This is a genomic window from Tunicatimonas sp. (genome assembly GCF_049647865.1).
GTDB lineage: Bacteria > Bacteroidota > Bacteroidia > Cytophagales > Cyclobacteriaceae > Tunicatimonas.
On record NZ_JBARYM010000034.1, the window covers coordinates 1 to 12619 of the forward strand.

12 protein-coding genes are annotated in these 12619 nt (G+C 43.8%); 6 read left to right on the plus strand and 6 right to left on the minus strand.

All coding sequences use genetic code 11. The features are described 5' to 3' along the window. The first annotated feature begins 166 nt into the window (after positions 1 to 166). The 5 genes from WBA23_RS01460 to WBA23_RS01480 all read left to right on the plus strand — a co-directional run bounded on the left by WBA23_RS01460 (position 167) and on the right by WBA23_RS01480 (position 2876). Positions 167 to 268 carry a four helix bundle protein gene (locus tag WBA23_RS01460; RefSeq protein ID WP_424580459.1) on the plus strand — a complete coding sequence of 34 codons (102 nt, stop codon included), beginning with the start codon at positions 167 to 169 and terminating at the stop codon, positions 266 to 268. A gap of 49 nt (positions 269 to 317) precedes the next feature. Beyond that, the gene (locus WBA23_RS01465; protein ID WP_424580460.1) at positions 318 to 443 is read left to right on the plus strand and encodes a hypothetical protein; all 126 of its coding nucleotides are present in this window, start codon (positions 318 to 320) and stop codon (positions 441 to 443) included. Between the two features lie 103 nt (positions 444 to 546). Then, entirely contained in the window at positions 547 to 1365 is an 819-nt protein-coding gene (locus WBA23_RS01470; RefSeq protein ID WP_424580461.1) for an SDR family oxidoreductase, read from the plus strand. After that, the gene (gene uxuA, locus WBA23_RS01475) at positions 1362 to 2564 is read left to right on the plus strand and encodes a mannonate dehydratase (RefSeq protein WP_424580462.1); all 1203 of its coding nucleotides are present in this window, start codon (positions 1362 to 1364) and stop codon (positions 2562 to 2564) included. The genes WBA23_RS01470 and uxuA overlap by 4 nt, the downstream gene beginning before the upstream one ends. Positions 2565 to 2681: 117 nt before the next feature. Continuing rightward, on the plus strand, positions 2682 to 2876 hold the full coding sequence (locus WBA23_RS01480; RefSeq protein ID WP_424580463.1) for a hypothetical protein: 195 nt from the start codon (positions 2682 to 2684) through the stop codon (positions 2874 to 2876). 290 nt (positions 2877 to 3166) lie between these two features. Here the strand turns inward: WBA23_RS01480 and WBA23_RS01485 are convergent, their stop codons facing one another. From WBA23_RS01485 to WBA23_RS01495, 3 genes are read right to left on the minus strand one after another with little or no spacing between them, the layout of a single operon-like run. Next, complete coding sequence (locus tag WBA23_RS01485; protein ID WP_424580464.1) at positions 3167 to 4447, minus strand: Nramp family divalent metal transporter; 1281 nt, start codon at positions 4445 to 4447, stop codon at positions 3167 to 3169. Between the two features lies 1 nt (position 4448). Then, positions 4449 to 5429, minus strand: coding sequence for a sugar phosphate isomerase/epimerase family protein (locus WBA23_RS01490; protein WP_424580465.1), 981 nt, complete (start codon positions 5427 to 5429; stop codon positions 4449 to 4451). 36 nt (positions 5430 to 5465) lie between these two features. Next, positions 5466 to 6722, minus strand: a complete 1257-nt coding sequence (locus WBA23_RS01495; RefSeq protein WP_424580466.1) for an enolase C-terminal domain-like protein — start codon at positions 6720 to 6722, stop codon at positions 5466 to 5468. Between the two features lie 213 nt (positions 6723 to 6935). Here WBA23_RS01495 and WBA23_RS01500 point away from each other — a divergent pair, with 213 nt between their 5' ends. Next, positions 6936 to 7475: a YceI family protein gene (locus WBA23_RS01500; RefSeq protein WP_424580467.1), complete on the plus strand. Its 540-nt coding sequence runs from the start codon at positions 6936 to 6938 to the stop codon at positions 7473 to 7475. A gap of 131 nt (positions 7476 to 7606) precedes the next feature. Here the strand turns inward: WBA23_RS01500 and WBA23_RS01505 are convergent, their stop codons facing one another. The 3 genes from WBA23_RS01505 to WBA23_RS01515 all read right to left on the minus strand — a co-directional run. Beyond that, positions 7607 to 11074 (minus strand): M4 family metallopeptidase, encoded by a 3468-nt coding sequence (locus tag WBA23_RS01505; RefSeq protein WP_424580468.1) that lies wholly within the window; start codon positions 11072 to 11074, stop codon positions 7607 to 7609. 2 nt (positions 11075 to 11076) lie between these two features. Next, positions 11077 to 11502: a hypothetical protein gene (locus WBA23_RS01510; protein WP_424580469.1), complete on the minus strand. Its 426-nt coding sequence runs from the start codon at positions 11500 to 11502 to the stop codon at positions 11077 to 11079. Positions 11503 to 11755: 253 nt separating this feature from the next. Then, positions 11756 to 12619 (minus strand): amidohydrolase family protein (locus tag WBA23_RS01515; protein WP_424580470.1); only part of this gene is annotated, 864 nt, incomplete at its 5' end.

Below are 12619 nucleotides of genomic sequence, written 5' to 3' on the forward strand. Positions count from 1 at the left end.
GTCTTTGGCTACCTCGACAGTTTGGGTTTTAGAGAGGAGGATCTCGAGGATGGAAGACCGAAGTCGGAAGTCAGAAAATGGAAGTTAAAAGTAATTATGTATTATTGCAGGATTTAAGTTTGAAAAGTTAATTATCTGGCAAAAAGCAATGGGTTTCGGTGAAGATATGCATGAACTAACCAGAAGATTTCCTAAAGAAGAAATGTATAATCTTTCTTCTCAGATTAGAAGGGCAACAGACTCAGTAGCGTTGAATAGGCCAGTCTAATCCAGAGTTTAAAAAATTTATCGGCTACGCAATTCGTTCTCTGGCGGAAGTGGTTACATGCTTACATAAAGCAAAAAACAGAAGATATATTTCTAACGAAAGATTTGAAAGTCTATATAATATCGTTTATAACCTCATAAATATGCTGGTAGCCTTCAGAGATAAAATTAAATGAAAGAAAACGTTATGAAACTTACTAAAGTCATATTATGGACTTCCGACTTCTGTCTCAATAGGAAGCCGCTCTATACTTCCGTCTTCAAACCACTAAAGAATTTATGAAAACCAACCTATTCAATGTTTCTGAAAAAATTGTAGTTATTACTGGCGGAGCCGGCGTATTAGGCGGTAAGATGGCAACTATGCTGTTAGAGAATCAAGCTAAGGTGATTATTCTTGATCTGAATCAGGAAGCCATCGACAGTAAACTAGAAGAACTTCATAGCATCTCCAAAAATGCGGCTGGCTACCCCTGCGATGTAACTTCTCAGACGAAGCTAGAAGGTGTTAAGCAGAAGATACTTGATGAGTGGGGGAGAATTGATGTACTAATTAATGCTGCTGGTGGAAATATGCCGGGAGCTACGGTAGCCCCTGACCAGACTGTTTTTGACGTATCCATTGAAGCGTTACAGAAAGTATTAGATTTAAACTTAATTGGTTCGGTTTTACCCACGTTGGTCTTAGGAAAAGTGATGGCCGACCAGAAGTCAGGCAGTGTTATTAATATTTCTTCTATGGCGGCTACTCATTCTATTACGAGAGTGCTGGGCTATTCTCTGGCTAAGGCCGGTATCGATATTTTCACTAAGTGGATGGCCGCCGAAATGTCGCTAAAGTTTGGCGATGGTATTCGGGTTAATGCGATTGCACCAGGTTTCTTCATTGGGGAACAAAACCGGAGATTACTAACCAATGAAGATGGCTCTTTAACGGACCGAGGAAATACTATCATTCAGAATACTCCGATGCAACGGTTTGGTGAAGCGGAAGAACTCAATGGGGCCATACTCTACCTGTCGAGTGAAGCTTCTAAGTTTGTAACTGGAACAATAATCCCTATTGACGGTGGCTTTAGTTCATTTAGTGGAGTATGATGAGTCCGTCTAGTCATTTTTTGTACCCAACCTGGCGTTGGTTTGGCCCACAGGATTCGGTAACCCTAGCCGAAATTAAGCAGACTGGCGCGCAGGGAATTGTGACCGCTCTTCATCACATTCCCTGCGGCGAGGTATGGTCAGTAGAAGAAATTCAACTACACCGACGAGTCCTTAAAGCAGCTGGCTTTAACTGGTCAGTAGTAGAAAGTGTGAATATTCACGAAAGTATTAAGATGGGTACGCCCGAGCGAGACAAAAACATTGAGCGGTATCAACAGACTCTGCGTAATCTTGCCGCATGTGACATCCACTTGGTTTGCTATAATTTTATGCCAGTGCTCGACTGGACGCGCACTCAATTAGCATATCCGGTAGAAGATGGCTCATTTGCTCTTCGCTATAACCCACAAGCTTTAGCTGCCTTCGAGTTATTTATTTTAAAGCGTAAAGGGGCGGAAGAACAATATTCTCCAAAGCAGCAATCTGAGGCTGAAGCTTACTTTTCGTCTATGGCTGACGAAGAAAAAAATACACTTCAACAAACAATCTTAGCGGGATTACCGGGTACCGATGAAGTATTTACTCCAGCGCAATTTAACGATTTTCTGGAGCGTTACCGGCAGGTCGATGCTCCGCAATTACATAAAAACCTCGTTTATTTTTTAGAGCAAATTATTCCAGTAGCCGAAAGAGTGGGCATCAAAATGGCGATTCACCCAGATGATCCACCCTTCCCGATTTTAGGATTACCTCGGGTAGTGAGCACGGAAGCCGATCTACAGTTTATTATGGACAGCGTGCCTTCATCTAGTAATGGTATCACTTTCTGTACCGGATCATTGGGTGGTAGAATGGATAATGATTTGCCCGGCATGATTGAACGGTTAGGCAGTCATATTCACTTTCTTCATCTTCGTAATGTGCAACACAATAGTGATGGCAGCTTTCACGAAGCTAATCATTTGGAAGGAAGCACCGATATGAGTGCGGTGATGGAAGCTGTTATCCGTGAGCAGCAAAGGAGAGTAGAAAATGGAAGAGAAGATATAGCTATTCCGATGCGACCGGATCATGGGCATCAATTCTTGTTTGATGATAATCGAACTTTTTATCCGGGTTATTCAGGCGTAGGACGAATGCGCGGGCTAGCTGAGCTCCGTGGGTTGGAACTTGGTATTCGTCGGATGCTGAAATAATGCATAGCAGGTTTATTTTACTTATTTTACTTATCGTAGAATAAGCCTATATTAGGTGTAATTGTATAGATTTAAGCCTTAGGTGAATTTTTTATAGCCAACCTTTGTTCTAAAAGCATGATAAGAATACCCGATAAACGCAAATCTCAGATTACTAAAGAAATCTTAAAGCAGTACAAAAAGTCGCATCCTGGAGTTTTCTCTTTAACTTATTTTGATCCTACTGAGCTAAATGATTTCGTTGTTCAACGTGGAACTGATGTAATGGTAGACAAAAAAGGAATTGAAAGCTTTCTTCAAGCATTTCGTTAGAATAGTTTTTACATTATATATTCTGCTATACTTCAGATTGTATCAATTTGTTCTTTTAGTTTGGACGGCTAGCTGGTTTATTATTCTCTGAATAAATTTCTTCTCGTTAAATAGAAGAGTTTATAGTTTTAATCTTATAATTTCAGACGTTATGGAATTAAAGTTATGTTAAATCTAATTACTTATCTTTACTGAACTATGGGGATGAATTGGTATAGAATGAATAACATATCCGGGTAGTCCTAGATAATAGCTTTAAAACGTGTTCATTATATTATGTAAGCTATTCACTAGATTAATTCCCATAAGGCAACTACACCAGTATAGGATATAATACAGGCAAACAAAAATGCTGTAACTAGCCCTACGTTCATTTTCCATCCAGCAACCTGACTTCCCATTAGATCTTTTTGATTAATTAGGTACATAATTCCACCTATCACTAGGGGAAGTACAAAAACGCTCGCTACTTGGGTAGCGATTTGAGCTGCTATCGGATTAGCTCCCAAAATGGGTATACTAAGTCCAATTACACTGGCGATGCCCGTCAGTATTTTAAACCGAGTTGAATTTGTGTCTAGCTCACCGTGCTGATAATCGGCAACTAGGAGTGGTGCTACCATCATTATTGGAAAGATGGAAGACAAACCCGCGCTGAGAGCTCCTACCATAAACAGCACTACTGCAAATCGTCCCGCTACTGGCTCCAAGGTATAAACCATATCCAGTACTTTTTCTATGGTTTTACCTTCGTAGTACAAAGCACCAGTAGCAGCGGCCATGATAGCCAAGTTAATTGAAAACATGATAATCGCTGAAGTTAGGGCATCACGCGACTGCTCTTTAATATTTTGTTGATTCCAGCCTTTACCTTTCATTAATAATGGACGAACGACAAAAGTAGGGGCTGCCATCGTTGTTCCTACAAATGCCGCTACTAATAACTTACCACCTGCTACATCTGGAACTATCGGAACTAATCCACTCAAGATATCGGACGGAGGAGGAAATACCACAAACATAGAAACAAGAAACGATACTCCCATCAGGGTAACGAAAACAACTAGTACCTTTTCAAAAAATGAGTATTGACCCACCCACAGTAGCGAATACATAGTTAAAATCAGAAAGATGGCAATACCCAATACGGCCCAATAGTTCTCCGCAGGTAGGTTGGGCTGAAATAACAGAATTGTTTCATAAATAGCATTAGCACTGAGCCCTAAGATTCCCGAAAGTGAATTCCACTGAGCTATGATAATACCAACTACTATCGTAATTGCGATTAGTTTTCCGGCTTTTAGACGAGTTCTGAAACTGTAGATAGCAGTGTTTCCGGTGACGACAGCATAACGCCCGTAAGCTTCCATGAGCACCCAAGAAAAGAAGCAGCTAAGCATGAGTACCCACAGCAGCTGCATACCAAATTGGCTACCCGCTTTTGCCATCGAAGTAACACTTCCTGTGCCAACCGTGTAGCCAATACAAAACAAACCCGGGCCAATGCTTAATAGAAATAACCAAACTCTTTGAAAAGGTGAAGGAGCTGCTTTCGCTTTTTCTACGGGCATACTACTGTCTGTTGTTAATAATATTTTGAGCTTTTAAGTAAATCAGACTATTCTCCTGGTTAGCGAAAGCCAATTCTTTATCATCTACTGCCTGAAGTTCAACCGCTACGTAGGATACCGAATGTTCGGATAGAAGTTGCAGCACTTCGGGTAGGGGTAGGGGGTTTTTACCCAACACTTCTTGGGCTTGACCGTTTCTCGCTGATTTTAAATGAATGTAAAATAGGTTATCCATATTTGCTTGCAGAAAATTTCGGACACTATCCGTGGCACCGTGAATGCGGGCCACACTAAAAGGGTTAGCCGTGTCAAACTGCCAGCCTACTTGTTCACTCGTCTTGGCAAACAGATCGGCTACCCCAAAGTACTGGTCTGATTTCCCAAAGAAAGGCTCACCTCCGTTTTCGATTACGTACTGTAAACCAACTTCATTCGCCAGTGCGGCCGCACTATCGGCGTATTGAACCGCCATTACTAATTCTTCGTCAGTCCAACCCTGCTTCGTGGTATCACTGGCAAATTCAGACAGACTAGCCAGCGACCGGATGAACTTAGGTCCTTCAAATGCCATAGCATTCTGTAGCCCTTTCTCAAACGTAGGCCAGAAGTCATCGTCCAGTAACCCTTTCTGAATGGCGTAGCTTATTTCTATATCTTTTTCTTGGGCATAAGCCGCAATCTCCTGGCTTTCTTCTATCGATAAATCCGCGTTCGGGTCTCGCAGCTCCAGCCACTCATAGCCCTGTTCAGCGGCATAATCTATAAACTGCTTACTAGTTTCCAGCGAGACGGGCAAAGCTGCCAAAAAATTTTGAGTAGTAAATCCCAACTTCAGATTTGAATAATCAGTGAATTTTAAGTGCGGACTAGCTACTTCGTCAGTAGCCTGTTCCTGACTACCCGAGGAACAACCTGATAGAACAATCGCTGAGCTGATTAAAAGAAAAAATATACTGCTGGCTTTCAATAAGTTAAATTTCATATTGGTTGGTTGACTAATGACTAATTACAAAGCATTTTACCAATTATGAATAGAGCCATCGGGGCTTTTCAGAATAGGGTGGGGGAATTGGGAATTTTCTGTAACTTCCATTACGAAGTCGGCTTGTTCCGGATCAAATTCTACTCCTAAGCCGGGTTTGGGGTTTAGATAAAGTTTCCCGTTTCTAAAGTTAACGTAATCTTCATTAAAGTAAGCCGGGCGTTCGGGCTGTCCACCAGTTAACTCCATCATACAGCGCGTAGGGCTACTGGAACCAAGCACGTGTACCAGGGTAGCGGTTGAGAGTGGCCCGGTAAAGTGAGGAATCATGCCCACGTAATGAGTTTCACAAATAGCGGCTAGTTTCTTAAACTCAGCGATACCTCCGGTATTAGGAATGGTAAAGCGAGTGTAGTCAATTAGGTGATCTTCAATGAGTTCGTTGCTATCCCAGCGGTCCCCGAATTGTTCGCCTACGGCAATCGGTACTTTAGTTTTCTGTCGGATCGTACGGTACACTTCGGGGTTCTCCGAGCGAACAATATCTTCTACAAAGTAAGGCTCTAATTCTTCCAGCGCATCACAAATCTTGATGGCTTCAGGGGTATCGAATCGAGTATGCAGATCAATGGCCCAATTGCCGGAGCCACCTACGGCCGTATCTATTCGCTGGCAGAGGTCAATAGTCGTCTTGGCGTTTTGGTAAAAGTCAAAGGCATCTTTCCCGTTTCCTCCGGTGGGGCCAATACGGAAGGCGCGTAGTCCCGCTTCAATACAGGCCTGGGCGGTTTCTTCGATCGTTTCCGCTGAAGATTTGAAACCGGTAGCGTAACATTCTACGTAGTCTCGGGTAGCACCGCCAAGTAGATCATACACTGGTACGCCCAGCGCTTTTCCTTTAATGTCCCACAGAGCCATTTCCAACGCGCCCAAAGCATGAAGTTTTTCTCGTCCGGGTGGATAAAACATACCGCGGTACACGTACTGCCAAAGGTGCTCAATCCGGAACGGGTCTTCACCGATCAGCATCTGAGCGCACTGTTCTATGGTATCTTTAAAACCTCCTTCCCCAATGCCAATAATACCTCCGTCGGTATGTACTTCAACAATTCCCCGGGCTTGATTAAATAATGGTTTGTTATAATCGGGAGCACTATAATAGCGTACTTTGGTGATTTTTAGATTGGAATAAGGTTGAATGTCGAGAGCAGAAGGTGAAAGCAGCGGAAGTCCGCTTAGGGCAGCTCCACCGATTGCGGCCTGTTTAAGGAACTGTCTTCGATTGGTTAGCATAGGTATGTCGTTGGATTAGCAGTATTGAATCTAGTTAGAAAAAGTAGTCATTCAAAACAACCTAACTAAAAATGGCTTTTATTATAAATCTTACCAAATCTACTGCCATATTAACAAGGTGGTTGACGCTGTTCGGAAATCTAGTTAGCTTTCGCTACCGTAAACAGTACCACCACTTCAATTGTGACGATTGTGGACTTAATTCAAATATCTATGAAATTAGTTACCCAATACTTACTTATAGCACTAGCTTTATCACTGCTAGCCTTTGCTTCTGATACTCTCAGCGAGTGGTCCATCGCTGATGATTACGAGGTAAAGTTTTCCGGCTCAGGGGCTGAGGGTACGTTTCAAGGACTTAGAGGAACAATTATTTTTGATTCTAGCGCACCAGAACAAGCTCAGTTTAATATAATTTTAGATGCCACAACCATTGATACTGGTAACAAAACTAAAAATAAACACGCTCGTGGAGATAGTTGGTTTGATGTTGAACAGTATCCCGAAATACGCTTTCGCTCAACCCAGGTAAAAGCGTTGAGTGACAGTTACCAGATGATTGGAATGCTAACCCTACATGGGATAAAAAAAGAAATTTCCTTTCCATTTAGCTTCACCCAAAGCAGTGATACCGGATTGTTTAAAGGAAGTTTTACAGTAGACCGGGAGAAGTACGGCATTAAAGGACCTTTACTAGGATTCTTAGTTGGCGATGATTTTGAAGTCAACTTAAGCGTACCGGTAAAGAAATAATTGCCGAGCTGTTCATAAGAGCAAAAACTCTATATAACACCATAATACATTCATTTTCAATAACTTACCGTTAGGTTCATCAACACTAAAAGTCATAAGCTTATGATACACTCTATTCTTCAGTGATGATATTACTTACGAAGCAAGCGGACCGTTCGAGTATAATTCGGAGTCTGTATGGTTAAAAAGTATACGCCAGGTTTCAATGATTGCGGTACTATCACTTTTTTCTGGTTAATCACTGTATTGTAGGAACGGCCTAACACATCCGATAAGTTAATTTGACAATTTTTCGGAAGCACTCTACTTAGGTATAGCTCCTGCTCAAAAGGATTGGGGTACACTACTGCCGCTTCTGTTTCTGGTTGGTTACCTATTGAAGTGACTGGGTCGGGAACTGGCTCAGGTTCCGGTTCCGGATTGTTTGAATTTTCAACTTTGGCAGCTACGTGATAAACCCGGGTGCTACCATCTTGAGCTACTACGGTGTAATCTATCACCTTGCTAAACTCGTTGCTGGATACTCCACTTAGCTGGAGAAACTCACCTACGTATACTTGCGAGTTAGGCGACTTTGTGAAGCGGGCTACTAAGCTATTAAGATCAGTACCTTCGGGTAATGTTAATAAAACGCTGTCGGAGGTAATTGTAGCGGCGATGGTGGTTCCGCCTACGGCTATATCGTAGTCTAATAGGTTCTTCTCGGAGCTATTGATTATGCGGTCTCCCTGACTAAACCAACTTGTCCATTGAGCATAGTAGTAGGTTGTATTCAGCTCTCCGGTAGAAGAGATTTTGTCTTCGTTGAGGCTTATCTGTCCTACTGCCGGTCGATCTTCATCATCAATAACATCAAAAACCATAAACTGGTCATCGCTGGAGTAGCTGGGAAAGCCCAACGTGTTGTTTTCGTAGACTACATTTGTTTTCCCCGTACTTAAATTCGTCGCAATAATCTGATAAGTGTCTTCTTCGGCATTGAATAGGTCGAAGCACACAATATTTCGGTTGGTTTTAGCAAATGAAGGGTTTCCAATATTGGTGCCCGCCGGTAGATTAGTGAAAATTTTCTGAATAGTACCATCCCCAAAATCATTGGCGGTATTGTCCCATACTTTTAGATAGCCAACGTCCCAGTACTCAATAGACTCGGCAAAACCGAAACTTTGCACTTGGTTGAACGCGTCGTAAATAAGATACTCGCCGGAGTAATCCCACTCAATAGCATCCGCGTACTGTACCTCACCCGTAGTGACTCCTTCCTGGGTAGTAGGATTGTACAGTTCGAACCTAACGAGATTGTCAGATTCTCGGGTAAGGTCGAATACCCATATTTCGGGGAGTTTTTGATTGGATATTACGGCAAACCGGTTTCCATCCTTAGAAATACTAATGTTAGACCAGAAAGAAGTATCGCTAATAATAATTTCTTCGTACGGTTCCGACAGCTCGATGCCATGAATAGTTTCATCCTCCGTGATAAAAAAAGCGGTACTACCATCGTCGGTTACAGTAGGCTTCCGTTGAACGGTAGAGGTGGAAATAGGCTTAAAGCTTTCATTTTCCAGATCAACCAAGTATAAACTATTAATCTCACCGGAGTCATTACGGTCGTCGCCATCGGTGTTCACGGTGAGTAGAAACTCACTGCCAGCGATGGTAGGTAGTTCGTCTTCCTCCTCTTCATCGCCCGGTTCATTATCAACAATTTCTTGAGAAATCCCTACTGCATCAAAGGCGGCCACGACGGCCTGCCCTTCTACCGATCCAAACAAGTCATTGGACGAATTAAGTAAGGCGCGTCGCAAATCAATAAACTCCGAACTGGCGGTAAGGTAATTGGTAAGGGCATGGTAGTAAAGATCTCCGGCTCGCTCACGACCAATCTCACTGGCTAGCAGGAAGAAGGCCCGATTGAGAATGCCACTGTTAATATGTACACCGCCATTATCCTGATCGCCCGTATAAATTTCGAGCATATGATCGGGCTGCCACCCTCGGTCACCCAAAGATGTGCCGCCGTTGTGGGGGTCTTCCATATCACGCAATGCTCCTGATGCGAATACGTCACGGCTTACCACATCTTCGCCCAGCAAATAGTTTTCGCCTTCGATCAGTACCCCAAATACATCAGCGATATGTTCATTAATTGCCCCGGACTGATTACGATAAATTAAGTTGGCGGTAGTTCCGATCACCCCGTGGCTCATCTCGTGTCCGCCGACGTCTAGTGCCCCCGCTAGTGGTTTGAAGCCCACGTCGCCGTTGCCGTACACCATAAATGTGCCGTTCCAAAAAGCATTATCCATACCGCTACCGTCGTCCTCTACGTAATTCACTATCGATAGAACATTCCCCCCAGTTCCATTAATAGCAAGTCGGCCGTGTCTCTGACGAAAATAGTCGTAAGCTATGGAAGCGTTGTAGTGAGCAGATACCGCGGCCGGGTCAGTAAATACCCCGTTGGTACTGGTGACGATGCTTACCGATTCTGGTTTCGGTTCACTCAAAGCATCGTAGGTGATCACTACTCCTTCCAAGTCTTGAATAGCGGTTCCGGCCGGACTTCTATACATATCCTTGGAAGCGTCAATAAGTCCGAATCCATCGGATGCTCGCCAGATATTTAGTTCTTGATCTCGGTTATTAAGATCAAAACCACTTCCGCGGGAAGCACTTGACAAGCGTAGGGGAGAAGAAGTGGTAGTGTGACTGGAGGTAGTATGATGATGGTGGTGTAGATCAGCTTCGCTATCGGGTAAATACATCTCCGGAACGAAACTACAGGTGAGGTTGGTTTTTTGAATCAACTTACCAGTTTGCGCATCAATAAATATCTCCCAGTAATCTAACATATCGGGGCGGGCCATTACTTGCCAGGCTAACTGAGGCTGGCCTGCTGCTACCCAGGTGGGTAGAATAACCAGCTTCGTTTCCGGGCCGCTGTACTGTAGTAACTGCTTTTGTTCTTCACTAAAGCTAATGATGGACTCAAATTGACTTAAAGCAACTTGGGTAGCTTCAGAACTGGTAACAGAAGGAATAGTATTGAGTGCCTGCGGAGTAGCGAGGTAGCGTCCGTTCAGTCCCTGTACGACTAGTTGGTCGGCGTGGACGATGATTTCGCTACCGTATATTTCTACTCCCTGGTACTGCTGCTGTAGTCGTAGATGTTGCGCGCTTTGCGTATCCTGCCACTGTTGCTTAGGCACAAATTCTAGCGTAGGATCGTTGATTTGCATTAGGTCGGCTACTCCCCGCAAATAGAAATTAGCCGCTGCCGGAAGATCATTACTAACGCGGGCTGCCTGATTAGCCACTGGCGGAAGAACGCCCCGAATCTCACGCGGGGGCTCCTGGGAAGTTCCGCCCTGCACCCGAAGATTGGAAGACGGCAGGATACCCTTCGCTTTCGCTGGAAAGTTCGTTACACGAGCGGATTGCTTCTTGGCACCGTTGATCGTGCGGTACTCAAAAGTAGGAGCTTGCGTAGATTGGTTACGCTGCTTTTTAATATCCCACGGTGCTGATTGAGCAAATAATACGTTGCTACTGAACCAACAGCCTAACAATAGTAAGTAGGGTAGCGTACGGGTCATGGCTAGTTAGAAGTTAATTGATGAAGGTATTCGTAAAATGAAGTGATGCTTGCGGGAGGGCTGTAATTTGAACTTCCCCAAGTACATTGCCGAACGGTATCGGTATGTATAGTAAGAAAATAATAGATATTTCCGGGTTCCTGACAACCAAAGTTAGTATCAGATAATTGTTGCGCCTGTGCAAATACCTGATTGCGGGCTGATTTATCTAAGCGAGGTAGAGAAGTATATTCCTCAGTTAAGCTGTTGTGCTGATACATCCGGCCGTTTAGTAGCAAATAATACGTATCTACCTTATTCGCCATTCCTCCACCTTTACCAAAAGTAACGTAGTGCTGATCAATAGCCTCGGGCTGAAAATTGGCTCGCTGACAGTTGCTTAAACCAAACAGTAAGCACAGCGAAACCAGTGGATAACTCACACTCATGCGTAGTAGTAAAGGATTAAAATGTTGGTTGTACTATCATACCCAACAGAGAAGAAAGGCTAATGATAAATAGTCAGTTCATTTAGCCCTCAAATATTTTGGCACAATATACAGGACAGCTACCAATATTGCGAAACTTCCGCATTAAGATTAAGAGAAGTATTACGTAAACACTACAAATCTGCAGTATCTAGAGTATAGATAATGCGATGATTAGAAAATTTGTAGCAATGAAGTTGTAAGAAGATAAAAATCAAGGCGTTACCCACTTTCCATTGAGCATAACCCGGTTGATTTGATACATCGCTCGGATGTCTTCCAGTGGATTACCTTCCAACAGTAATAAGTCCGCTTGCTTACCTACTTCCACGCTACCCAACTTCTCCGCAATACGCAAGAACTTGGCATTTTCTAAAGTGGCTCCTACCAATACTTGCATGATCGGAATGCCACTTTCAACCATCAGTTCCATCTCCCGCTGGTACGACCAGCCCCAGTCGGCGTAGGGAATATGCCCGTGCGAGCCAACCACCATTCGTACACCTTGTCGGTGGAGATAGCCGGTGATATTCAGCATGCGTTCAAAGCCGGTGTGGCGTAGCGTATCGGGTTTATCATCACTCAATCGGTACTCAAAAGCTCCTAGGGTAGGGCAGACGAAGGTTTCCTTCTCTACCAAAAAATCTGCCAGTTCTTCAACGGTAGCTTGGGTGGTGTCTAGTTTGTTCCAAACATCGTAGCGGCCGATTCTTCGGTAGTTATTGTCACTAAGCATAGCTTGACGGTATTTTTCGGCTTCCCACAGTGGCAGTAAAGTAGTACCGAACGAAGTGATATGTTCAATCCCGTCGAGTCCGGCATTTATTGCATCACGGGCATCGGTAATTTCTAAGTGGGCGGTTACCGGAATTCCTAATGCATGGGAAGTTTCACACACCTGCCGAATCAGATCCAGCGGTAGCCGGAAGTAGACCTTCATAGCCGAAGCTCCCTGATTTACTAACCGTTCAACAATTCGTTCAGCCTCAGCCACATCTTGTACGATGTAGGAATTTTGAGGGTAGGCCGGGGGGAAACCATCTAGGTGAGGCCCAGTGAGGTACAGGCGCGGAAGTGG

What these genes read in the sequence shown, in the direction of transcription:
- WBA23_RS01460 (WP_424580459.1), top strand. Translation starts at nt 167, where the DNA reads ATGCATGAACTAACCAGAAGATTTCCTAAAGAAGAAATGTATAATCTT.
- WBA23_RS01470 (WP_424580461.1), top strand. Translation starts at nt 547, where the DNA reads ATGAAAACCAACCTATTCAATGTTTCTGAAAAAATTGTAGTTATTACT.
- uxuA (WP_424580462.1), top strand. Translation starts at nt 1,362, where the DNA reads ATGATGAGTCCGTCTAGTCATTTTTTGTACCCAACCTGGCGTTGGTTT.
- WBA23_RS01480 (WP_424580463.1), top strand. Translation starts at nt 2,682, where the DNA reads ATGATAAGAATACCCGATAAACGCAAATCTCAGATTACTAAAGAAATC.
- WBA23_RS01485 (WP_424580464.1), bottom strand. Translation starts at nt 4,447, where the DNA reads ATGCCCGTAGAAAAAGCGAAAGCAGCTCCTTCACCTTTTCAAAGAGTT.
- WBA23_RS01490 (WP_424580465.1), bottom strand. Translation starts at nt 5,429, where the DNA reads ATGAAATTTAACTTATTGAAAGCCAGCAGTATATTTTTTCTTTTAATC.
- WBA23_RS01495 (WP_424580466.1), bottom strand. Translation starts at nt 6,722, where the DNA reads ATGCTAACCAATCGAAGACAGTTCCTTAAACAGGCCGCAATCGGTGGA.
- WBA23_RS01500 (WP_424580467.1), top strand. Translation starts at nt 6,936, where the DNA reads ATGAAATTAGTTACCCAATACTTACTTATAGCACTAGCTTTATCACTG.
- WBA23_RS01505 (WP_424580468.1), bottom strand. Translation starts at nt 11,074, where the DNA reads ATGACCCGTACGCTACCCTACTTACTATTGTTAGGCTGTTGGTTCAGT.
- WBA23_RS01510 (WP_424580469.1), bottom strand. Translation starts at nt 11,502, where the DNA reads ATGAGTGTGAGTTATCCACTGGTTTCGCTGTGCTTACTGTTTGGTTTA.